14 protein-coding genes and 1 pseudogene are annotated in these 24,135 nt (G+C 41.5%); 6 read left to right on the forward strand and 9 right to left on the reverse strand.

Going from position 1 to position 24,135, the window contains the following annotated elements:
* Positions 1 to 276: 276 nt before the first annotated feature.
* From RMY16_RS04085 to RMY16_RS04095, 3 genes are all read right to left on the reverse strand, one after another.
* A complete protein-coding gene (locus RMY16_RS04085) occupies positions 277 to 1,065 on the reverse strand; it encodes a peptidylprolyl isomerase (protein WP_322735290.1) in 789 nt (262 codons plus the stop codon).
* A gap of 175 nt (positions 1,066 to 1,240) precedes the next feature.
* Positions 1,241 to 2,788 (reverse strand): HlyD family efflux transporter periplasmic adaptor subunit, encoded by a 1,548-nt coding sequence (locus tag RMY16_RS04090; protein ID WP_322735291.1) that lies wholly within the window; start codon positions 2,786 to 2,788, stop codon positions 1,241 to 1,243.
* 116 nt (positions 2,789 to 2,904) lie between these two features.
* Entirely contained in the window at positions 2,905 to 6,015 is a 3,111-nt protein-coding gene (locus tag RMY16_RS04095; RefSeq protein ID WP_322735292.1) for a peptidase domain-containing ABC transporter, read from the reverse strand.
* A 2,233-nt stretch (positions 6,016 to 8,248) separates the two neighbouring features.
* Between RMY16_RS04095 and RMY16_RS04100 the strand changes: the two genes are divergently transcribed.
* A complete protein-coding gene (locus tag RMY16_RS04100) occupies positions 8,249 to 9,448 on the forward strand; it encodes an acyl-CoA dehydrogenase family protein (protein WP_322735293.1) in 1,200 nt (399 codons plus the stop codon).
* A 47-nt stretch (positions 9,449 to 9,495) separates the two neighbouring features.
* Here the strand turns inward: RMY16_RS04100 and RMY16_RS04105 are convergent.
* The 6 genes and pseudogenes from RMY16_RS04105 to ssuD form a co-directional block, all read right to left on the reverse strand.
* Positions 9,496 to 9,926 (reverse strand): annotated as a pseudogene (locus RMY16_RS04105) (NAD(P)-dependent oxidoreductase); the annotation flags it as partial.
* 372 nt (positions 9,927 to 10,298) lie between these two features.
* Entirely contained in the window at positions 10,299 to 11,246 is a 948-nt protein-coding gene (locus tag RMY16_RS04110; RefSeq protein WP_322662421.1) for a D-2-hydroxyacid dehydrogenase, read from the reverse strand.
* Positions 11,247 to 11,368: 122 nt separating this feature from the next.
* A complete protein-coding gene (locus RMY16_RS04115) occupies positions 11,369 to 11,872 on the reverse strand; it encodes a GNAT family N-acetyltransferase (RefSeq protein WP_322735294.1) in 504 nt (167 codons plus the stop codon).
* A 246-nt stretch (positions 11,873 to 12,118) separates the two neighbouring features.
* The gene (locus tag RMY16_RS04120) at positions 12,119 to 12,889 is read right to left on the reverse strand and encodes an ATP-binding cassette domain-containing protein (RefSeq protein WP_322662417.1); all 771 of its coding nucleotides are present in this window, start codon (positions 12,887 to 12,889) and stop codon (positions 12,119 to 12,121) included.
* 280 nt (positions 12,890 to 13,169) lie between these two features.
* Positions 13,170 to 14,000: an aliphatic sulfonate ABC transporter permease SsuC gene (ssuC, locus tag RMY16_RS04125; RefSeq protein WP_322662415.1), complete on the reverse strand. Its 831-nt coding sequence runs from the start codon at positions 13,998 to 14,000 to the stop codon at positions 13,170 to 13,172.
* A 91-nt stretch (positions 14,001 to 14,091) separates the two neighbouring features.
* Positions 14,092 to 15,240, reverse strand: a complete 1,149-nt coding sequence (gene ssuD / locus RMY16_RS04130; RefSeq protein ID WP_322662413.1) for an FMNH2-dependent alkanesulfonate monooxygenase — start codon at positions 15,238 to 15,240, stop codon at positions 14,092 to 14,094.
* Between the two features lie 1,282 nt (positions 15,241 to 16,522).
* On the opposite strand from ssuD, the gene RMY16_RS04135 reads away from it, so the two are divergent.
* The 5 genes from RMY16_RS04135 to RMY16_RS04155 all read left to right on the forward strand — a co-directional run bounded on the left by RMY16_RS04135 (position 16,523) and on the right by RMY16_RS04155 (position 23,859).
* Positions 16,523 to 18,343 carry an iron uptake porin gene (locus RMY16_RS04135; RefSeq protein WP_322735295.1) on the forward strand — a complete coding sequence of 607 codons (1,821 nt, stop codon included), beginning with the start codon at positions 16,523 to 16,525 and terminating at the stop codon, positions 18,341 to 18,343.
* 752 nt (positions 18,344 to 19,095) lie between these two features.
* Positions 19,096 to 20,715, forward strand: coding sequence for an FAD-binding protein (locus RMY16_RS04140; RefSeq protein ID WP_322735296.1), 1,620 nt, complete (start codon positions 19,096 to 19,098; stop codon positions 20,713 to 20,715).
* Entirely contained in the window at positions 20,712 to 21,041 is a 330-nt protein-coding gene (locus RMY16_RS04145) for a 4Fe-4S binding protein (protein ID WP_322662407.1), read from the forward strand. Before RMY16_RS04140 ends, RMY16_RS04145 begins: the two co-directional genes overlap by 4 nt.
* Before the next feature lie 19 nt (positions 21,042 to 21,060).
* Positions 21,061 to 22,119: an ABC transporter substrate-binding protein gene (locus RMY16_RS04150; protein ID WP_322735297.1), complete on the forward strand. Its 1,059-nt coding sequence runs from the start codon at positions 21,061 to 21,063 to the stop codon at positions 22,117 to 22,119.
* 255 nt (positions 22,120 to 22,374) lie between these two features.
* The gene (locus tag RMY16_RS04155) at positions 22,375 to 23,859 is read left to right on the forward strand and encodes an amidohydrolase family protein (RefSeq protein ID WP_322735298.1); all 1,485 of its coding nucleotides are present in this window, start codon (positions 22,375 to 22,377) and stop codon (positions 23,857 to 23,859) included.
* The last annotated feature ends 276 nt before the right edge of the window (positions 23,860 to 24,135 follow it).

Raw genomic sequence — 24,135 nt, forward strand, 5'->3', positions numbered from 1 at the left:
TTATATATAGTCCTATTTAAAGATAAAAAAAATGCATGGCAAATTTAAGCAGGAATTAAAATAATTACTGCCTAGCAGGAGTTATAGCGATTTAGCTTTATTGTTAAATAATGCAAATACAGCACTTTGTAGATATATTCACAAAACACTAAAAAGGAAAAACTATTAAGTTTTGAAGTAAATAAAATTTGTATCTGCAACATTTTTGAAGACTAGAGAAATCTGCCATGACTTAGGGTAGATACTTAGCGACAAAAACATTTGAAAATTATTAAATTATTTAGTCTTAGTGAATAACATATCTATTAACTCCTCTTGTGAACCGTCTGAGTCTATTTGAGTAACTATTTTCATCGTGGTGATTTGTTGCTTTAACCAATCAGAAAAGGATTCTGTAATGATTTTTTGGCGCAACTGTTCATCTAATTGGGGTTGAATTATTTCTTCCACCCAAATTAAATACACTCCCTTGGGAGTAGTTATCGGTTTGAGAGCTTCTGGTGGTGCAGCAGCAAAGACAGCGGCTGCAATTTCTGGACGAAAATCTTTGCGGTATCGGAGTCCTTTGTATCCATAAGCACGACGGGCTTCTGGTTCTGAGATATATAGACGAGCAATATCTGGAAAATTGATTTCGCCTTCTTCTAGAGCATAAAAAAGCTCTAAAGCCAAGTCTCGATCCTCGAAGACAACTTCGTAGGTAACGGCAGCGATATAATCTAGCTGATGTTCGTAAAAGTGCTTTTCCAGTTGATTGGAAAATAGATGATTCGCTAACTTCCGCGAAAGGATGTTGTTGTAGGCTAATTCTTCAAACTGATCCACAGAGAGGTGGTGTTTTTCTAGCCATGACCAGGTGTCTTTAGCTTTGACAAGCTTCTTGGCGAACCTTAAGTTATCTCCTTCTTGCTGTAGTTCTTCTGGCGTGACTGTAATTCCTGCCGCTTGCGCTGCTTCGGCAATAACACTTTGCGATGCGATCGCTTCCACAACAGCAGGTATCTGACAAGAGAGTTTAAGACTGTGAATGATATCTGAGGTAGAAATAGTCAGATTGTCGGGCATAACGCGATATCTCCAATAATTAAGGGGATTAAGCATCCCTTCTCTGCGAGACGCGAGGCGAACGGCTTACCTCGGCTTCGGTTCGTACAAATCGCTCAGGGCAGGTGGGTACGGGACATAATTATTCCTCCAATGTCCCTTGTTCTATTTCCTGATTGCAGTGCGATAGTTTTAACTACATCTCCAAACCGCCCTTTTTCAATTTCTTGAACGGATCTAGAACAAAGTCAATTACTCGCCGTTGACGAATGATGACTTCAGCATTTGCTGTCTGACCAGCACCTAATGGAATACGTTTGTTGCCATTTTGGACATACTGCTGGTCTAAGATGATTTCTAATTCATAGGTTTCGATGTTGCCTTGGGGTGTTTGGCTAACTTTCGAGTCAGGTGAGATCCAAGTAACTTTTCCTTGCACGATGCCATACTCTTGGAAGGGATAGGCATCAAACTTAACTTTTACTGGCATTCCTACCTTCAAGAAACCGCTATCCTGATTAGGCATATTCGCTCTAAGTACAAAGTCTGTTTTTGTAGGTGCAATTTGGGCAATCCTTTGACCGACTTGTACCACTGCTCCTGGTTTAGTGGTAGGTAATTCAAAAATCACCCCATTAATCGGCGATCGCACCACGCGCTGCTGAATTTGCAATCTTGTAGATACAAGCTGGCTTTTAGTCTGAGCGATTTCTGATTGCGTTGCTGTTATTTGTGCCTGTATGTCTTTTAGCTGCTCCTGATTTTTCATTACAGCTAGTTGTCCGGCTTGCGTGGCACTTTTATAACTACTTTGTTCTTCTTGCAATCGGAGTTTTGCTTGTTTAATATCAGACTCTAACGTTTTGATAGTTACTTGATAATTATTTAGCTCTTGGGCTAAACGCAATTCGGCTTGTTTAATATCTGATAGAGACTTTTTATAAAGTCTTTTGCTTTCTTGCTCTTGTTTTTTGATTTCATCAAATTGGGTCGCAGCAACTACCTTATCGTCAACGAGTTTGCTAAAGCGTTCAACTTGCTTAGAATCTATGCTCAAACGGCCTTCAGCCGATTCTTTATCGTCGCGACTGGTAGCAATTTGCTCCTCTGCTTGTTTAACTAATGATTGTTTTTCTAATTTTTGCAGGTTATAGCTACTCAGTTTGGCATCCAGGTCTTGCTGCACCTGGTTAACTTGAGCCATTTTTTCTAATTCTTGGGATTTATTTTGTTGTTCTAAAAGACTCGTTGACATTAAAAGTTGATTTTTCAGCAGTTCCAGTTGGGATTGCCGATTTTGTAGCCCTTGCAATTTGCTCTGGACTTGTTGCAGTTCCGTTTGTAGCAACTCAGAATCCAGTTCCAGTAAAACCTGTCCGGCTCTAACTGTATCTCCTTCTTTGACTGTAACTGTTTTGACACTCCCAGCAGCTTGAGCGTCTAATTTTTGAGTTGCGCCTTTAGGTTCCATACGCCCTCTGGCGCTACCAGTTTCATCTACTTTCGAGAGAGTTGCCCAAGGCAAGAATAGACCAGCAAAGCCGATGAGCGCATACAACAAACCACGAGTCCAAATTCGAGGTAAGGCATCGAGTAGTTTTTCTGTACCGTAGTACAAATCTTGACTTTCATTTTCTGCCTCTGTCTGCTCGTCAAACTCTACCGATTCCTCTTGCTGTTTGTAACCTTGATATTCATCTTGCTTATCTTGGGGAAATGGGGACGATCTATTGGGATGTGGCATGGTTTTATTTCCGATAACAGTAGATGGGGTGTGGGGGAGAAATCAATTCAAAATTCAAAATTCAAAATTGTTTGTGTAGAGTCTTGTAAAGAAGAAAAAGACTGCCCAATGCCCCATCAACTAACTTGAGACATCTGTTGTTGATTCAGGTAGTAATAATGACCTTTTTTAGCGATTAATTCGTCGTGGGTACCGCTTTCTACCAAAATACCTTGATCTAAAACCAGGATTAAGTCCGCGTTGCGGACTGTAGAGAGGCGATGGGCAATAATTACACTTGTACGTCCTTTAAGAATTGTTTTGAGGTTGTTTTGAATAATCCGTTCTGATTCTGAATCTAGGTGACTAGTGGCTTCATCAAACAGTAATAACCGAGGATTTCCGAGCAAAGCACGAGCAATTGCTAGGCGTTGGCGCTGTCCACCAGACAGCATTCCGCCGCTTTCACCAATTTCTGATTCGTAACCCAGCGGTAATTTTTGAATAAATTCATCGGCTCCAGCATATTTTGCTGCTTGGATAATTTCTTCTGAAGAAGCATTTGGATTAGCGATCGCAATGTTTTCGCGAACAGTTCCACCAAACAGAAAAGTATCTTGGTCTACAACGCCGACTTGGGAACGGAGCGATCGCATAGATACGCTGGTGATATCGTTACCATCAATGAGGATTTTGCCATCTGTCGGTGGGTATAAACCCAAAATTAATTTACTGAGAGTTGTTTTTCCAGAACCGCTGCGCCCTACGACTGCAACCATCTGTTCTGGCTTAATTTCAAAGTTGACATTTTCTAATACGTTAGTGTCGCTTTCTGAGTGATAACGAAAGGTAACATTTTGAAAACAAATGTTACCGCGGAGTTTACCCAACGACTTGCGGGGTTTATTTGCTAAGTCTTCTTCTGGTTCTGCCTCCAACACATCATTAATGCGTTCAGTGGAAATCACGATTTCCTGTAATTCATTCCACAGCAAAGCCAGTCGCTGGAAAGGACTCAAAACGTTACCCACCAACATATTGAAAGCAACTAATTGTCCAATAGTTAGTTCGTTATTAATTACCTGGGTTGCTCCATACCACAGCAATGAAGTATTGACAAAGGTGTGAATGACGCCACTGATAATTTGCAAGCGATTGTCAATTATTTGAGCATGAAAATCTTTTTTGATTAAATCATTTAGCAGTTCCTCCCAACGCCAACGCACTGTCTGTTCAATTGCTAATGAGCGGACGGTACGAATTCCGCTTAGGGATTCTATGAGATAGCTTTGTTCTTTGGTAGCTGCATTAAAAATATCTCTGGAGATGCGGCGTAAAATACTTGTGCTGGCCAGTGCCAAGATAAAAAATGGCGGTACAGTACACAGCACGAATAATGCCATCCGCCAGCTATAGGAAAACATCAAAGCCAGATAAACCACTAATGTCAGCATATCCAACACAATGGAGAGTGTCTGACCAGTCAGGAAGTTCTGAATTTTCTGGTTTTCTTGGATGCGCGAAATTATATCCCCAACGAAACGCGACTCAAAATAAGCAAGGGGTAAACGGAAGGTATGTTTGATGAAGCCTACGAGTAAGGCAATACTAATGCGGTTAGCAGTGTGAAATAAGAGATATTGCCGTACACCGTTGACAGCAACACCAAACAACCCAAAAACAATCATTCCCAAACCAATGGCGTTTAAGGTTGGAACACTGCGTTGCACAAGTACTCTATCGAGCAACAACTGAGTAAATACTGGCGTTACTAACCCAAATAATTGAATGACTATCGAAGCTATGAAAATTTCTAGCAGTGTTCGATAGTGAGGTTTGACTAATTCAAAAAATTTCCAGAAGCTTCTACTTTCGTCCTTAGCACTTTTTAGTAGAGCTGTCGGTTGCAGTAACAATGCATAACCAGTCCAACCCTCTTGAAATTCAGCTTTTGTCAGACTCCGTTGACCAAGAGCCGGATCACATACAATCACCCGCTTTTTGGTGATTTCATAGACGACAATAAAGTGTTTGCCTTCCCAGTGAGCAATTGCAGGTAAAGGTTGTTCTGCTAATTTATCAAGGGTAGCTTTCACTGGACGGGTGGCAAAACCCAGGTATTCTGCTGTTGCTGCCATAGCCTTTAGGGATGCACCGTTGCGAGTGACATTGGTCATATCCCGTAGGCGATTGATACTAAAATGTTTGCCCCAATAGTTACCAATCATCACCAAGCAAGCAGAGCCACAATCAGCTGCACTTTGTTGGGCATAGAAGGGATAGCTTTTGGTAATCCGCTTCCACCAATGCCCCATTTGTACTTTCGGACTGGGAAAGTAAAAACGTGATTTTTTTGTTGGCTGTTGTTCTGACTGCTTCTCTTTTTGAGGAAAAGGAATAATTTTAGATTTTGGAGATTGGGAAGTTTTTTCTCTAGTACCCAGTCCCCTGCGATGCACTGAGCCTGTCCTTGTGTCCTCAGTCTCCGATTCCGTTTCGCTGACGCTCATGGCAAAAGCCCACTCCCCCAACTCCGGGAAGTATTCTAGTGCTGTTTGCATCTGGTCGTTTTTCAGAATGTAAGCAATCGTTGGTTGCGTTGTTTCCCAATCTCCTTGTTTTGGTTGAGCAAAGATTGTACCTGGTGCCAAAGAATCGCCTTCTGAATGCCGCAATTGACCTTTGTATAATAGCCACAACTGTGAATCTTGAGATATTTCTGGACTTACAGAGCCAGTGTCTAACTGGTGTCGCTCAAACAAAGATAAGGCTTTGAGCATTCCTGAAACTTGTGAAGTATGGCGTGGGAACTGTGATACTTGGCGACATAACAACAACAAATCCCAAAGTTCTGCACGGGCAAATAGGCGATCGCGAATGTTAGGATACTTGTCTATCAACCTTTGCAATGCTTCTTGCCTAAAATAGCCAAGTTTTAAGCTTGTCGAAGCTCTAACTACATAAGGACTAAAGTTAGCTTCGGGAAATAAACTCAATTCACCAAAAACAGACCATGCACCAAAGGTAGTAATTAAATTCTCAGAGCTATCTAATAGTCGGACTTTACCTGTAAGAATAATGTATATACCAGGATTTGTCTGTGCAGATTGCCAGAATTGCTTTGCTGATGGTGGCTCCACAATCTCCATTTCTGCCAAGAAATTCTCTAATTCTTTTTCTGAAAGTTTTGTACCCAAGGTATACAAAAGTCTTTCACCCACATGTTGCTCAGAAAGCACTGGTGGCATTTTCTAATCTCCACAAAAAAATTTAGTTATCAGTCAGAATCCAATTCAAAACTTCATTAAAAATATTATTTAATCCAGTATTTTCACTGAGGAGACTCTAAGCTTTATTAGAGTAAAATTAGAGACAAATAGCATGGTACCAAAGCATCTATATTTTACATACAAGGTATCTTTACTATGTGGAAAACCCACTTGTTGCAGCCAGTTATTGATGTAGCAATAACTAGTGGAAATGCCAAAATATCGAGCTATAGCTTTGTTTACTTACATTTAGCTTCAAGAGCAACTAACTGCATTCAGATACTCCACACAAATATGGATAGCTCATTTTGGCAATCAGCGGCAGTTGTAAGAGGAATTATTTTTGGAGCATCATTTGCTATATGCTGCAATAGCTACGCAAAGTATTTCATTTCTCAGTCACAAACTCTCGAACTTTTTTCTATTTAGGGGCAATGTTCTAGTTGAAAGTTAGCTTTCATACTTTTGAACAACACCTGACTTGGAATAATTCTTAAAAGAATGTTTTCAGACATTCCTAACTTATTAACAGCCTTGTCTTGACTTAAATGGTGTGACATAATTGTATTTAGAAATTGCATTGAGTCGTAAATTATGTGAAAACGTAATTCATTGCAGTTGTGTGATAAAAGCCTGACAGCAAAAAAACCACAACTACAAATCTGACTAACCTTGTAGTGTTAATCAGAAATTTACACAATGTGCAATTAGCGCCCGGCATATTCCCTAGTGCTTTGGCGAGTCTAGGGGATAGTCTCCGGGATAGCTTCATCGTTATCATGCAACTGCAACAAAAGAAAATTTTGAGTTGGCTACAGGAAACAGAATACGAGAAAAACTATAAAAGCACATCGTAATTTTTGTTCAAGTAGTATTTTACCAATTAAGCAAAACTACACTTAAACAAATGTTGCTTGAGTTTGCTTGGAGATTCCAGAATGGATCTTTTTCCAGCACTGCTTAGTATTTTGAAGGTAGCATCTAGCAAGTTATTTAACGTTTGTATTATACCTCCTCTAGTGTAACAAATGCAAGTGACCAAAACAGACTTGCGAACATCATCATATTTACATATAAACATGATATTTACATAATTAGCTTACACTCCTTAGCTCTTAAATTTAGATATTTTACTAGTTTCTTAATGTAAATTTTCTCACAAGTCACCTAATAGATGATTTTTAACAAAAAAAATATATTTTACAACCATTTATACATTAAATCTTTAAATAGCTAGGTGGCATAACATGATGGTAGTCATAACGGCGACTATTGTTTGCTTAAAGGTGATATTTAAGTTGTTTGAATTAGCTGTGAGGTAAAACACATTAATATTGTGATCCGGCACACACACTAGTTAACTACCTTAATCTTAGCATTTTTCTCATCAAGGATGTAGCAGCAATACATATTACAGCTTGATAGAAGTTGAGAAATAACCATCATGTTTAAATGAGCTTATAGTTCAAAAAATGACAATAAGCCGCAAATTCTTCTTTTAAAACCTAAGATTGCGATCCGATCCAGTTAAGTAATAAATGGATAAATTTAATGGTGGTTATAGAGCCAGTGCCCTGACGAAAGTGTGACACCATAGATTTGGTTAAATATCGGAAATCACCCATAGCAGTTCTCAATCAAATAAGGTACATCTTCAAAGTTGAAAAAATTTATATACGAAGTCCAGTTATACCTCATTAGCAGAGGAACCGCTATAAAAGCAACCAATATCAGCTTGGTTGCCCTCGCCAATGCTGTTGCTGTATATTTATCCATCGGAAAATCTACTTGATGAGAAAATGATCCCTCTGTTATATAGGGATCTTTATATTACTCTCAACAGAGAATATTTAAACGCTTGCTTCTCCGTGCTTGGTTACAAATGCGGAGATTTAATTCTAATGATGATTAGCTTAAAAGACCAGTAGAGAATTCAGTTCTTAAGTTGTAGAGCGATCGCTGAATTCTCTGGTTAGCTTGCTCTATGAAAGGAGTTTGTGTCATACTTAGAGAAATAATTAATTACTAAATCTCAATCGATTTTAAGTAGTATTTTTAGGAGCTTAGAAGTAAGACAGTTAGGGCAATGAGGATTGGGGATTGAGGGGAGACTGGCATCGTGCGAAAAATTGATGTTCCTGCAAACTTGAGATGCTTCCATATTGAAAAACATCTCTGATTTAGTATTACAGTGAATTACGAAGGAGTACTTATGTCACAGTTGGAGCAAGCAGTGCCAGACACCTTTGTAGCCCAAGGCTTAGAAACTCTCCCCAATCTTTTCGACCGAGTTGAGGCTCTGGCCAAAGATTTTGCCACCCGCGCAGGGGCACACGATAGAGATGCTTCCTTTCCTTTCGAGAATTTTACAGCTTTGCATGAGACAGGATTACTCAACCTCACCATTCCGGCTGAATTCGGTGGCCAGGATTTGGGGTTGAGAACTATCTGCCGGGTGATTGAAGGGATAGCACATGGCGATGCTTCGACCGCATTAGTACTGACAATGCACTATCTTCAACATGCTCATGCAGCGCGTAGCCGTCGCTGGCATCCAGAAGTATATAAGCAGCTGTGTCGTGAATCAACTGAAGGCATTGCCCTACTGAATGCTGCCCGTGTTGAACCAGAGTTAGGAACGCCAGCGAGAGGCGGATTGCCAGCGACAATTGCCGAACGAACAGCAGAGGGCTGGCGTTTAACAGGGCATAAGCAATACACCACGGGCAGTCCTATCCTCAGCTATTTTGTTGTTTGGGCACGGACAACTGAAGATGAACCACAAGTTGGGAATTTTCTAGTTCCACGCGATCTGCCTGGTTTGCGAATTGTCGAAACCTGGGATCACTTGGGGATGAGAGCTACGGGCAGCCATGACCTCATTTTAGAGAATGTATTAATTCCTTCAAAGTATGCTCTAGATATCAACCCCGTATCTGCTTTGCCATTTTTTGATCCACTGATTTCCACTTGGGGCAGTTTGACAGTGAGTGCTTTATATCTCGGTGTTGCTAGTAGTGCGCGAGACTGGCTTGTTAAATATCTTTGGGAGCGATCACCTTCTAATCTCAAAGAGCCACTGGCAACTTTGCCACGCTTCCAAACTGCTGTAGGTGAGATAGAAGCACTGCTGTTTGCTAATAATAGATTAATTTATAGTTTGGCTCAAGATATTGACAAGGGCGAATATGAGCCTAGCGTAGGATTACAGGCACAGGCTGTGAAATACCTTACTACAACCAACTCAATTCGTGCTGTGGAGATTGCCTTAGAACTAACTGGTAATCCTGGTCTATTAAAAAGAAATCCTTTAGAGCGACACTACCGTGATGTTCTGTGCAGCCGTATCCATACACCACAGAATGATGTTATTTGCCAGTCACTGGGTAAGTCGGTGCTGAAAGTCAAGTGATTGGGGACGGCAGGGGGAGCAGGGGAGCAGGGGAGGAGCGATGCCTACGGCGGTAAACTACGCCACTCATCAGCACCTACAACTTGGTCAAAATTCGCTAGGGGTTCGGGATGGCGGCGACTACCCCAAACTGTGACTCCAAAGGCTTTGGCACGAGATGCGTTGGCGTAGCCCGCCGAAGGCATCGCTTGACCGATATTTCCTGTGCCGAGAATTAATAAAGTCGCGTCTGCCAACTCTTCGAGAACACTCCTCTTACCCAAGTCTGTTCATTCTGCAAAGTTTGCAATTTCCGTAGATTCTTGGCGTGATAGAGCATAAATGCCAGTACAAATTCCGAAATTGGAATTGCATGAACCCCTGTACCATTCGTGAGGATAATATCCTTTTGCAAAAAAGTTGGCGTGAGGATGTGATTCACACCAGCACTCGGTGACTGTTGCCAACGCAGCACGGGTGCTGCTGTCAGTACTTTAGACTTCTGGGCATTTGTCGGGAAAAGGGTAAGGGGGAAAGGTTCTGTATTGTCCCCTTCCCCTTTAACCTTTACCCTTTTTCCCCCTCTTGCAAAAAGCACTTTTGCAAGAGGCCTTTTGTCAAGGGTAGAGGTTCTCAGGTAAAATCCATTGATATAAATCTCTGCATCACTAGCATCACCATCGAGATTACCTTCACTATCCACCTCTACTACATCTATGATGGTAGGTGTGGCTCTATATCTGCAATGAGATGATCGGGTAAAATTAATTTCACAATTTGCTACTCCCTAATTCCATTTTGGATTTGGATTTTAGATTGTGCAACCCAATCGGCAGCACCTCTTCATTTTTAGTTTTTAATTTTTGATTGTTTAGTATCCTGCTTTTTTATCTACTACATTTCGTAACGGCTGACCAGCTTGGTAACGCTTTAGATTGTCGATAAATAAAGCTATTGAACGCTGTTTACTCTTGGGTGAATGACCGGAAGTATGAGGGGTGATAAAAATATTAGGAAGTGACCACAAAGGACTTTCTGGTGCTAACGGTTCTGAGTTAACTGTGTCTAATGCTGCACCTGCAATCCAACCTTCTGTGAGCGCTTTTATTAATGCTGATTCATCGATTACGCCACCGCGAGCAATATTAATTAGGTAGGCATGATTTGGGAGCGAACGCAATACAGATTCATCAATAAATTCTTTGGTTTCGGGAGTTAGGGGTGTTGCAATAACTACATAATCTACCTCTGGCAGGAGTGATCGCCATTCATCAGCACCCACTACTTTATCAAAATTTAGTAGCTCTTGGGGATGACGGCGACTGCCAATAATTCTTAAGCCGAAGGGTTTAGCACGGGCGGCAATTTCTTGACCAATACCACCAGCGCCAATAATTAGCAAGGTTGCATCTGTCAACTCTTGGATGGCAAACCCTCTTTTCCAGTGACGTTCAGCCTGTAAAGCATATAATTCTGGCAGGTGTTTGGCATGAGCCAGTATGTAAGTAATTACAAATTCTGCGATCGGAATTCCATGCACTCCCGCCCCATTAGTGAGAATAATATCTCTTTGCAAATAAGTTGGTGTCAGGATGTGATTCACCCCTGCATTAGGTGCATGATGCCAACGTAGTGCAGGTGCTGCTTCTAATATTTTATGCAGTATAGGACTTCTCGATAAAAACCAACTGAAATAAACTTCAGCATCACTGGTATCCCCATCTAAATTTCCTTCAACATCTACTCTTACAATCTCTGTATTGGGTGGTAGATGTGGTTCAATGTCAGCAACCAGATCGAGGGGCAAAATGAGCTTCATTGTAGATTATCTCTTCTTTATTTACAAGGCTATCTCTGAAAATTATCTATATGTGACAAAAAAATGAGTGCCATTTTTCTTGGCACAAATTATGATGATATTTACCAATATTTCAGGGATGATTATTTAATCTGTAAATACATCAACTCTAGATCAAAATATTTGTTATTATCTTTATACGCCATTTTCTCTGTTGCATATATTTGAAAGCCCAATGATAAATAAAGTGGTTTTGCTAAAAAGTTACTTTTAACAATATCAAGTAATAATATTTCTACATTGTTAATAGCTTTTGCCCTTTCAATTAATTCATTTAGTAATAATTTACCTATGCCTTCTCTCCTATACTCTTGTTGAACATACATGCCACTGATATATGCTTTATGTCGGAGTTTTATTCTTAATTCTTGGTGAAATGCAACTATTGCAATTAAATGTTTATCCTCAAAACATCCCAAAATAAAGTTATTATTATCTATTGGAATTCTAGCCCGAAATTCTTCTATCGTCTTAATTACTTCTTCTTGATATGTTGTGCCAAATGAATCTGGATTTTTATCTAAAGCTTCTAATCTGATCCGTCTATAATCTTCTGCATCATACTTGGTTAATTTTTTGACAATCATTAAGATATTTTTTATTTGTTTCAATCAAGCAATCTAGATTATTATATTTTAGTTTATCTAGATTGTGAATATAGAAAAAATCACCTAGAATAGCAAAGAGGAGATTTAAGAGGTATTTTGATTGTTCATCAATAATTTTTTATTGCTATAAATATCTACTTTTAAAGAGCAAGTTTGAATCTCGAAGTAGCCTATTTACCGCAGCTACCTCAAGTTTAGCATTGATTGACTACAAAAAGCTTAATTTCAACTACTCAGCTGTAATAATTGGTTGTTTACCTGAGTACTTTCATTGCTCATTACTCGCTCTAAAACTGCTTCTCTGATATTGATAAATACTTCGCTACTTCTATCCCGTGGGCGTGAAAGTCTCACAGGTAAATCCATAGAAATCTTTCCTTGATCAATCACGATCACTCGGTCTGCCAACGCCACAGCTTCTTCCACATCGTGAGTAACCAAAAACGCAGTAAATCTTCGCTCTTGCCACAAGTTTTCAATTAAATGCTGCATTTCTTGACGAGTTAGAGCATCCAATGCTCCCAAAGGTTCATCTAGCAACAACAAACGGGGCTGACTGGCTAACGCTCTGGCTAATGATACCCGTTGTCGTTGTCCTCCAGACAAAACATAAGGCCACTCATCAGCTCTATCTTTGAGTCCGACTTTATTGAGTACCCATAAAGCTTTTTCACGCCAATTACCTTCTAAGCCCAACCCCACGTTCTGAATAACGCGCTTCCACGGCAGCAAGCGGGGATCTTGAAACATCACTGTTACAGAGCGGCTGAGTCTATGTAATGGTTCTCCATCCAGTAGTATTCCACCTGAAGTTGCTCTATCTAATCCTGACACCAGACGCAATAAAGTACTCTTACCACAACCACTTCGTCCAACAATGGCGACAAATTCACCTGCTTCAACTTCTAAATTCAGCGAGTTTAAAACAGTTTTCTTGTCAAAAGATTTCGTCAAATCCAAAATACTTAGTTGTGTACCCTGTACATTTGAACTCACTTGCAAAACCCCCTTTTGAGAACAATTGGAATGTAATTATTTGATGAAACCTTGAAGAACGCAAACCACACTCAAAATTAATAGAAGTCACCGATTTTAGATTTTGAACCTTGGATTTCTTTCACCCATAAAGGTCAGCCACTTAGGTAGATGGGTTCCTCAGCATAAAGCAAGTGGTATTTATGTGTGAAGCAAAAAAAGATAAAATCGGCAATCTAAAATTGTTAGGCAAAAGTTAAAATCAAGATTTTTCAACCTTTGATTATGGCGAGTTTAGTATTTATGACTTTTGATAATTGGGGTTCCAAGCCAAGAATTTTGTTTCTAATCCTCTGGCGACAGCATCTGCTAATTTACCCAGCAGTGCATAGATTACAATACTCAAAACCACAACATCGGTTTGCATAAACTCACGGGCATTCATTGCCATATAACCAAGACCAGAATCTGCTGCGATCGTTTCTGCGACAATTAGTGTCAACCACATAATCCCCAGGGAAAAGCGGACACCAACGAGAATCGAAGACAAAGCTCCTGGGAAAATTATTTGCCACAGAAGTTGTGGTGTTTTTAATCCGTAGACTTTTCCCATTTCAATCAGTCCAGGGTCAACGCTGCGGATGCCATGAAATGTATTGAGATATAACGGGAAAAATACCCCCATAGACACTAGAAATAATCTAGCTTGATCGCCAATACCAAACCAGAGAATCACTAGCGGAATTAATGCCAAATTAGGGATAGTACGGAGCATTTGCAAGGAACTATCCAATAACTTTTCTGCTACACGGGAAAAGCCATTGAGCAATCCCAAACTGAAGCCAATACTGCCACCAACGATAAAACCAGATATCGCCCGCCCAGCACTAATTCCTATATGTTGGAACAATTCTCCAGTTGATCCTAGTTTAATCGCTGTAGTGATTACACCACTTGGTGCTGGCAAAATCCTGCTGGAAAGTAGACCAGTTCTGGAAGCAAATTCCCAAAGAACTAATACGGTAACAGGGACAATCCAAGGAACTAATTTCTGGAATTGTTGGTTTTCCCACAATCCGTTCAGAAATATTGTATTGTTTTTGCTTTTAGTCTGTTTAAGAGAAATAGTCATGGGATTTGAGATTTTAGATTGTCCACAAGGATAAATCTAGAAGCATCGGTCGCATAATTCGTAATTAAATAGCAAATTACGAATTATTAAGTCATGAAGCACTTGTTAATTGTTTCGCAAATTTTTCATTGGCGAAATTGCCGCCAATGGGGCTCAAAACTGCTGGCGTTAATGGTGCAGGTTCATTCTGCAAAGGTAAACGTGGAAATAATAATTCAGCGGTGCGATACGCTTCTTCTAAATGGGGATATCCAGAGAAAACGAATGTTTCTATCCCCAAATTGCGATATTCCAGCATCCTAGCGGCAACGGTGTCAGGATCTCCAACTAAGGCCGTACCTGCACCACCCCGCACCAATCCAATCCCTGTCCACAGGTTGGGGCTAATCTCTAAGACTTCTCGACTACCACTATGTAGTTGACTCATACGCCGCTGTCCTTCAGAATCAGAATGAGCTAAGTCTTTCTGAGCTTTAGCGATCGCATCGTCATCGACATACTTAATTAGCTCATTGGCTGCATCCCAAGCAGCTGACTCGGTTTCTCGCACAATTACATGCAAGCGAATCCCAAAACGGACTGTTCTACCTTGTTCAGCCGCCAATTTCCTAACTTCGGCAATCTTTTGGGCCACTTGTTGTGGAGGTTCGCCCCAAGTCAGGTAAACATCTATATGTTTAGCAGCAACCCGCTTGGCAGCAGCAGATGAACCACCAAACCACAAAGGTGGATAGGGTTTTTGAACTGGTGGAAATAAGAGTTTACCACCTTTAATATCCAGGTAATTTCCTTTAAAATCGACTGTTTCCCCACTAACGATACCCCGCCAAACTCTGAGAAATTCATCGGTTAAATCATAGCGATCGTCATGACTAAGATGCAAGCCATCCCCAGCCAGCTGCACCGGATCTCCACCTGTCACTACATTAATTAACAATCTTCCTTTAGAAATTCGGTCAAATGTTGCTGCCATCCGTGCAGCAACACTTGGGGAAGTAATTCCTGGACGAATTGCCACCAGAAATTTCATCTGCTTGGTGACAGAGATGAAAGCGGCGGCGGTTATCCAAGCATCTTCACAAGAACTCCCTGTGGGTAACAATGCGCCCGTGTAGCCTAAACTATCTACAGCTTGGGCAATTTGTTGCAAATAATCAGGTGTGACAACACGAGAGCCAATATCTGTGCCTAAATAGCGTCCGTCATGAGAGCCAGTAGGAATAAACCAAAGAATTTGCATTTGTGTCAGGCAGGGTACAAGTAGATTTCCTACGGTAGACCGATCGAATTGCCGTAGTTTATAGTCAGCATTTTACAGGAAATTATTTAAAACGCCAGTGATAGATTAACGATTCATAAAGAAAATTGCCTACAAAATTGACGTTTTCACGCACAATCCCGATAATCATGACACTTTTTTTGCAACAATGGCTGTCGTGACGAATACAAGTTTTATGTCAATTACCCACATTTTTGCGAATTTGAAGTGTTCACTTCTGGTTTCGTGGCTTTATTAAGGGTAAGAACTTCAAACCCTCTCCCCCTGCTTTGAATGGCACGCTTGTTAAGCGTAAATCCCTGGTATTCCTGGATGAAAGGGTGTGGGGTGTAGGGTTGCAGGTTCGGGTGTGGGGAATTAAGAAGATGTTGAACTCCTTGACGCACTCGCATTCAATTGTCTGGAACACCCTACCTCCAACACCCTGCCCTCATGAGGTTTTACATGAATCTTAGTGCCATTCCCGCCTGCTTTCCTGCTCCCCTGCGATCTCAACGTGTAAATTAAGTACTTAACAGCTTAGTCTTGATCGGCATCTTTTTGCCTCCCATTCGCCTTTAACCGGGTTGACGATTATTGTGATGGCAATTTTCTGCTTCCGATTTGTGCAATTAGTCAGTATTGGCATCTTAGACGAATATATAGGGCGCATCTACAAAGAAAAAGTACTAGGTCTTGCATTGTAACAAGCTCTATGCAAAGATAATTTTACTAAAGTACGGTAAGTCGATAGAATTATCGTGTTTAGATGGTGATTAATGCTGTCAAAATATAGCTGATTAGAAAATAGTGTTTTCAATTAATGTTAATTGATAAATAATCAGTTGAATCTAAATCAAGCTTGAGTCGATGTCAGTAGCCATTGATGAACTTTGTACAGCATAACCCAAAAAACGTATTTTAGGATGTCTCGGAAGTGTTAGTTCATATAGTGTGTGGTTGAGTTTCCCTTGTTGAAAATAGAGAAATCTTTGCTAAAGCAGTTATTGTCTGAATTTAGACGTTTTTAGGATTATTTATAACGTCAAAGTTCTTTATTAATTGCGAATTTTGGATTGAAAATTCCAATATTAGTATCGATTTCAATCCCGATCATACTTTTGTGATTTTTTCAGCGGCTAAAGGTTTGCTAAATCTATGTTCTAACTGTTTGCTAGAAATATTAGAGCAATGATTGATCTTGTCTTTTATACCAAATCAAGGGCTAATTTATTCATCTTTAAGGTTGAGGAGTTAAGGAGTAATGTCGAAATTGGGCTGGAATTATAGATCCATAGCGTTGGTACTTTTAGTGCTAGATATTCTAGCTATCCTGGTTTTTCATCCAGCCAAAAGTCAGGCTGAATTACCTAAATCTGATGTATCTACTATTGAAATAGAAAAGAACAAAGAACCAGAAGTAGTTGTCAATCAAACAGTAGACACTTCAATTGCACCAGTCACTGTTAAAAAAGCTCCAAACGAGATCCAAGATCGAGTGATACCTGTATCACAATTGTTGCAAGTTGCACCGCCAACTAAGCAAAAGGCTCCAAATAATGCAGCAGGGCAAGTGACATCCGTCTCGCAACTATCAGATATTAAGCCGACAGATTGGGCATTTCAAGCATTACAGTCTCTAGTTGAGCGCTACGGTGTAATTGCCGGATATACAGATGGTACATTTAAAGGCGATCGCTCCCTAACGCGCTATGAATTTGCAGCTGGGTTAAATGCAGCCTTAGATCGCCTCAATGAACTAATAGCGACTTCGACAACAGATTTAGTCAAACGCGAAGACTTGGATACCATCAAAAAATTACAAGAACAATTTTCTCCAGAACTCGCCCAACTTCGGGGACGCGTAGATACCCTAGAAGCACGAAATGCGCAGTTAGAAGCAACTCAATTTTCCACCACAACCAAACTTATAGGTCGTGCCCAGATTGTTCTTGGTTCACTTCTGGCTGGCAATAACGTCTTTACCAAGAGACAAGCACCTCGCAATCCCACACTTCAAGGCTCAACTTCTTTACGACTAAACACCAGTTTTAACGGTAAAGATTCACTAAGCTTGTCACTATCAGGTGGAAATATTGAGTCGTTGGGACAAACAAGAGCTGAATCCACATTATTAGGAACTTATGAGGGGAGGACTGCTGATAACTCCAGTATTACTTTTGCACGTAACACTATTACCCTCGGTGGTGTTCGCTATCGGTTTCTACCTAATCCAGATACCCAAGTCAACATTTATGCCCTGTCTGATGGAGCTAGTGAGATAGGTCTTTCTGGCCCCGTTAACCCATATTTTGAATCCTCTTCTGCAACTGGTGCTAATGGGATTTCACGATTTTCACGGCGGTCTTTGGTCTATAACTATGGAGATAGCGGCCCTGGAATTGCCATACTCCAGCGATTAGGCAAACAGGTTCAATTCGGGATAGCGTACAGCGCACCAAACGGCGGTAATCCCACACCCAATAATGGCTTTTTTTCAGGCAGGTATTTAGCTCTAGCACAGTTAATTTACTACTCCTCTAATCGAAATTTTCGGGTGGCTGCAACTTATGTCAATACTTATAGCCCAGCGAATACCCGAGGACTAAGTGGAACAAACTTCGGCCCAGCAGTCGGGAGTAACCTGGTAAATAGCACCGTAGCTGGAACAGGAACTGTGGGTAATCTTTATGGTCTACAGGCGTTTTATCAAGTTAGTCCCAAGTTCGCAATTAATGGGTGGATAAGTTATGCATCACACCGCTATTTGGGACGCGGAGATGGTAATGCTATGGATTGGGCAGTAGGGCTAGCATTCCCGGATCTTTTTAGTGAAGGTGCTCTAGGTGGGGTTTTAGTTGGTATGGAGCCGAAACTCACCAGGCTTAGTCAAAATGTAGATTTGGGAGCAGGTGCAGGACAGGCAGACAAAGATACTTCCCTGCACGTTGAGGCATTTTACCAATATAAAATCGGAGATAATATTGAGGTGACGCCAGGTTTGATCTGGATTACTGCACCAGACTCTGATTCCAACAATCCGGATAGTATATATGCTTGGGTTCGTACTGTCTTTAGGTTTTAACCAAGCCCCGTTGGAGCGGGGTGTGGGGTGTAGGCTGCATAGACAGCCCCAACAACCTTCTTCATTCAAGCCCCGTTTTTCACTCTAGTTTGCATTGCTGGGGTTACAAGCCCCTACCAATGCCGTCTTCCCTACACCCTACCCCCTACACCCTGTTTTTAACCTTTGGCACTCCCCGGACTGAATAAAAATTTGCTGACGTTTACAGCAGTTTTCATGTATTTGAACCACACCTGTCGTAGGGGCGCAAGGCCTTGCACCCCTGCTGCGTGGTCTATTTACCTGAAAATAGCTGTAATCAAAAGTCTGGGGATTCTTGAGTCTTAAGGGAGGCAATGTTAGCGCCACAAGACAAAGCCCAATCCAATTTCGCGTCTTTACTATCTAGACAAAACTGTTTAGAAAAATTTATTAAACTACGGCAAATTTATCGAATTTAAGTATTTTCTGAGAAGAAGTTGCACAAAAGACGGTACAAAGCAAGTTATTGAGAAAGATAACTCAGTTGATTTTACATAAATTTACGTTTGAAGTTGTTTGGTCAAATACTTGCTTTTTGTCGAAAACTGTGAAAAACTTTATTATGTTAAAAACTACGGTTTATCGATCAAGTTAATGTATTTAGACGATATCAAGTTAGTGAGAACCTGTATTAAGGAATTACAATTTCTAGATTTTTAAATATTTATTTTGCAGCATGGATGGGGTAAAGACTTAATGCTTAAGACTTTATAGATGGGGGGAAATGGTAGATGCTGAAGACGTTAACAACCGATTTTGAACTCGCTCTCCAAGCAGATGTGCTTGTGATCGGAGGTGGTCCGGCTGGAACTTGGGCGGCATGGAGTGCTGCATCAAGTGGAGCTAAAGTTGTCCTCGTGGATAAAGGATATTGCGGCACAACTGGATGCGCTGCTGCATCTGGGAATGGTGTGTGGTATGTGCCACCAGATCCAGAAGCACGGGAAACAGCAAAGGCGAGCCGAGAATCGTTGGGTGGGTTTTTAGCCGATCGCAATTGGATGGATCGAGTACTGAATCAGACTTATGAAAACGTCAATCAGTTAGCAGAGTGGGGTTATCCCTTCCCTACCGATGATGAAGGTAAACCCTACCGGCGATCGCTGCAAGGGCCGGAGTATATGCGGCTGATGCGGCGGCAAATTCAACGCGCTGGAGTCAAGATTTTAGACAACAGCCCCGCCTTAGAATTACTGGTTGATAACGATGGTGCTGTTGCTGGTGCAACAGGTGTGAACCGTCAGACTGGTGAGAAATGGATAGTGCGATCGCAGTCCACAATTATCGCAACTGGTGGCTGTGCGTTTCTCAGTAAAGCGTTAGGATGCAACGTCCTGACGGGGGATGGTTATCTAATGGCGGCAGAAGCAGGAGCCGAGATGTCGGGTATGGAATTTTCTAATGCTTATGGCATCTCTCCCGCCTTTTCTTCAGTCACCAAAACCCTGTTTTATAATTGGGCAACTTTCACCTACGAAGACGGTACTGTAATTCCAGGGGCAAGTTCTCATAGACGTTCAGTAATAGCCCAGACATTACTGCAACAGCCAGTTTACGCCATCATAGACAAAGCGGCGGAATCAATGCGACCATCTATGCGTTTAGCACAGCCCAACTTCTTTTTACCCTTTGACCGTGCAGGTATCGATCCCTTTACCCAACGTTTTCCTGTTACCCTACGCTTAGAAGGAACTGTGCGCGGTACGGGGGGAATTCGGATTGTAGATGAAAGTTGTGCCAGTTCTGTACGGGGACTCTACGCTGCTGGAGATGCAGCTACACGGGAATTGATTTGTGGCGGATTTACTGGCGGTGGTAGTCATAATGCGGCTTGGGCAATATCTTCTGGCTATTGGTCAGGGAAATCGGCTGCTGAATATAGCCGCAGTTTGGGAGAACAGAAAACTCAACGACAAGTTAAGGGTGTTGGAGAGGTAGGATTACAAAGTGGGAGCGATCGCTCCTTAGCAACTGATGAAATTATTCAAGCAGTCCAAGCTGAAGTATTCCCTTACGAAAAGAACTATTTCCGTACAGAACAAGGTTTAACCGAGTCTTTGAGTAAGCTAAATCATCTTTGGCAAGAACTCCGCAGTAGCCAGATAACATCAGATAAAGAACTAATCCGGGCGCGAGAAGCTACGGCAATGGTAGCCACAGCACGATGGATGTACAGCAGTGCCATTGAACGTAAAGAAACTCGTGGTATGCACAAACATCAAGACTATCCAGAACTTGATGCTAACCAGCAACATCACCTGATTAGTGGCGGATTAGATCGAGTCTGGGTAAAAAGTCAGCCTTTACAGAGTACAGAAAAGTCTTTATCCAAAATAGGAGCAGCAGTGTGATTGAGTTGGTCAGCGAGTCGCGGTGCATAGAATGTAATATCTGCGTGAATATTTGCCCAACCAACGTATTTGACCGCGTACCTGATGCACCGCCAACTATTGCTCGACAGAGCGACTGCCAAACCTGTTATATGTGCGAGTTGTATTGTCCAGTTGATGCTCTTTATGTTGCACCAGAAAGCGATATGAAGACTTTAGTCAACGAAGCAGAATTAGTAGAAGTTGGGCTACTAGGTAGTTATCGTGAAAACGTTGGTTGGGGACATAAACGCACTTCAACAGCCAAAACGGATCAAACATTCCAAATTTTGAAGCAGATGAAATAGTGCGGCGGAGAAAATAGTCATGCTGTTATTTTCAGTAGGAACAGGTTATATCAGTAAAAATAAATTTACTTCCAGATTATCAACCTCAGTGGCTTGTGTCCTACTGTTAGTAACTACAGGATGTAGCCAAGGCGAAAATAAATCTGCTCAATCCATTGAGGCTGTTAATGTCAATAACACTGTTGCTGCATCCAATAATATTTCTACACTACGTATAGGTTATGTAGGTAGTTTAGAACCTACAGGGCCACTTGGTTGGGCAAAGAAAAAAGGAATTTTAGATCGGGAGTTGCAAAAAGCAGGATTTAAAAATATTACTTTTGCACGATTTCCTAACGGGCCGGATCTAAATGAGGCGCTTGTCGCCGGACAATTAGATGTTGGTTCTTTAGGGGATACACCAGCCATAGTTTTGAGAGCGAGAGGTCAGGAAACGCGACTGCTGCGGATTACTCAATTTAATACAACCGCCTGGTTAGTGGCGAAAAAGAATGGTGCGCGATCGCTTGCTGAACTTAAGGGTCAAAAAATAGCTACCCAAAAAGGTTCCTATATGCATAGATACCTGCTGGGTCTATTAGCTGAAGCTAAAATTGCCAAAGATGTAAAAGTTGTTCACTTAATGACTACTGAGGCAAAAGCAGCTTTAGAACGTGGTGATATAGCGGCTTATGCAACTTCCAGCGATCTAGGGCCTTTTCTGAAATCACAAGGATTTCCAGTGATTGATTCTTCAGCAAATCATCAGGGTTTATCAGGGACATCATTAGTTGTGGCAACCGAAAGCTTTTTGGCGAAACAACCTGATTTTCCCCAAAAATTTAACGGAATTCTGACAGAAGCAGCCAAGGATTTAAAAGCTAATTCTGACGAATATTATCAATATCACGCCCAAACTACTAAATATCCCCTCGATATCATTAAAATATCTTACCCACTCAAACAAATATCAGAAGAACCATTACCAGCCGAGGGTGTAAAACTTTTAGAGGGAACAAAGAAATTTTTAGTCTCGCAGGGTTTAGCAAAGTCAGACTTTAAATTAACAGATTGGGTTGCTAAAGAACAGCCTCGTTAATTTCATCTACTTTAGCTTTTTACACAATAATACTCCTCGGTTTGCAGGAAGGTTTTATGACTATTGCTGTTGCAGCTAATGTCTACAAGTTTGTGAAGAGGAAGATGATCAGCAAAATTTTATCTTTACTAATCTCGCCACATTATATGTAAAGAAAAATTCCAACTCTTCAAAAAAATGCTGTTAAGAAGAAAGTAGACAACCTTCTTAATCAGTACTATCTACCCAATCCAATTGAAAAATCAGGTAGAACCTATGACTATTGCGTTAGAACGTCCCAGAAAAACCAAGTCTGCTCAAATTCGGGAAAAACTTGGTTATCCGATCATCGACACCGATGTACATACCCAAGAGTTTCCCCCAGCATTCTTGGACTATTTAGAGCAAGTTGCTGGAACTGCGATCGCAGAGCGTTTTCAAGAACACTTACCCGGTGCATCTCGCTCTAAATGGTTTAAGCAATCTTGGGATGAACGCCGCACTTACCGCACCGCCCGCCCTCCTTTCTGGACTCGTCCCACTAACGATCCCCTAAATTTAGCTACCATTAGTTTGCCGAAGTTGCTGCACGAACGCTTACAAGAAGCTGGTACAGACTTTGCCGTTGTGTACCCCAACTTGGCAACGATGGCTCCACACATCGGGAATGAAGAAATGCGGCGGGCTGTTTGCCGTGCGGCTAATACTTACCACGCTGATATTTTCCGTCCTTATAGCGATCGCTTAACACCAATTGCTGCTATTCCCATGAATACGCCCGACGAGGCGATCGCAGAATTGGAATATGCGGTGAAAGTGCTGGGACTCAAAGCAATTCAAATCCCCGGACATATCCGCCGCCCGATTCCCGCCTTTGAGAAGTATGGCGAAGAAGTAGCCAACGAAGCCATCTGGATTGATACCTTTGGGTTGGATAGTAAGTATGATTACGATCCCTTCTGGGCGAAGTGCGTAGAACTGAAAGTTGTTCCCACCACCCACTCTTCCGGTATGGGCTGGATCAATCGGCGTTCGATTAGCAATTACCAATACAACCATATTGGTCACTTTGCATCGGCTGCGGAAGCACTATGTAAATCTCTGTTTTTTGGTGGTGTCACTCACCGCTTCCCCACACTCAAGTTTGCCTTTTTAGAAGGAGGTGCAGCTTGGGGTGCTAGTTTGTACACCGATTTGATTTGGCATTGGGATACTCGCAATAAAGACCATTTGGTGGAAAATAACAATCCCGCCAATATTGATCGCGAAGAACTGTTAGAACTATATACCCGTTACGGTGGCGAATTAGTACATGGTCGTTTGGATCAACTAGGTAGCGGTTTAGGTTTCCACGCTGAGTTATTATCTCCCCTAGAACCAGGTGATTTGGATGAATTCGCCGTTGCAGGAGTTACCAAGCCAGAGGATATCCGCGATCGCTTCTTGAATCACTTCTACTTCGGTACAGAATCAGATGATACCCGTGTAGCTCAAGCTTTTAACCGCAAAGCTAATCCTTATGGCGATCGCGTTAAAGCATTTTTAGGTTCTGATTCTGGTCATTGGGACGTACCTGATATTACTGCGATCGCAGCTAATACATATTCAATGGTAGAACGCAAGATTATCACCGAAGAAGATTTGCAGTACTTCCTGTCAATTCATCCCTTGGAATTGTACACCAGCTTGAATCGTGACTTCTTTAAAGGTACGGCTGTGGAGAAAACAGCAGATGAGTTTTTGGCTAAAGCCGGCCGGTAATTCCATTTTCTCGTTATGTCCCTCAATCTTGATGATCCCCCAGCCCCCCTTAAAAAGCTACCGTGCATACACAAGTCAAATTACCCCCCTTAATCCCCCCGATATATTGGGGGGAAACCGGAAAATCTAGTTCCCTCCCCTTTATAAGGGGAGGGTTAGGGTGGGGTAAAACATTGATTAATCAGCTATTTCAGACTTGTGTGTACACCGTAGCCTTAAAAATGGGGGCTAGGGGGGATCTCAAAGATACACAAATCTTTTGAATAATTAGGGTAA

The organism is Nostoc sp. DedQUE12b (assembly GCF_034530835.1).
Classification (GTDB): domain Bacteria; phylum Cyanobacteriota; class Cyanobacteriia; order Cyanobacteriales; family Nostocaceae; genus Nostoc.

Excerpts from the sequence above, each read along its gene's own strand:
- RMY16_RS04095 (WP_322735292.1), bottom strand. The coding sequence starts at position 6,015 with ATGCCACCAGTGCTTTCTGAGCAACATGTGGGTGAAAGACTTTTGTAT.
- RMY16_RS04140 (WP_322735296.1), top strand. The coding sequence starts at position 19,096 with ATGCTGAAGACGTTAACAACCGATTTTGAACTCGCTCTCCAAGCAGAT.
- RMY16_RS04085 (WP_322735290.1), bottom strand. The coding sequence starts at position 1,065 with ATGCCCGACAATCTGACTATTTCTACCTCAGATATCATTCACAGTCTT.
- ssuC (WP_322662415.1), bottom strand. The coding sequence starts at position 14,000 with ATGACTATTTCTCTTAAACAGACTAAAAGCAAAAACAATACAATATTT.
- RMY16_RS04115 (WP_322735294.1), bottom strand. The coding sequence starts at position 11,872 with ATGATTGTCAAAAAATTAACCAAGTATGATGCAGAAGATTATAGACGG.
- RMY16_RS04110 (WP_322662421.1), bottom strand. The coding sequence starts at position 11,246 with ATGAAGCTCATTTTGCCCCTCGATCTGGTTGCTGACATTGAACCACAT.
- RMY16_RS04155 (WP_322735298.1), top strand. The coding sequence starts at position 22,375 with ATGACTATTGCGTTAGAACGTCCCAGAAAAACCAAGTCTGCTCAAATT.
- RMY16_RS04100 (WP_322735293.1), top strand. The coding sequence starts at position 8,249 with ATGTCACAGTTGGAGCAAGCAGTGCCAGACACCTTTGTAGCCCAAGGC.
- RMY16_RS04090 (WP_322735291.1), bottom strand. The coding sequence starts at position 2,788 with ATGCCACATCCCAATAGATCGTCCCCATTTCCCCAAGATAAGCAAGAT.
- RMY16_RS04150 (WP_322735297.1), top strand. The coding sequence starts at position 21,061 with ATGCTGTTATTTTCAGTAGGAACAGGTTATATCAGTAAAAATAAATTT.
- RMY16_RS04135 (WP_322735295.1), top strand. The coding sequence starts at position 16,523 with ATGTCGAAATTGGGCTGGAATTATAGATCCATAGCGTTGGTACTTTTA.
- ssuD (WP_322662413.1), bottom strand. The coding sequence starts at position 15,240 with ATGCAAATTCTTTGGTTTATTCCTACTGGCTCTCATGACGGACGCTAT.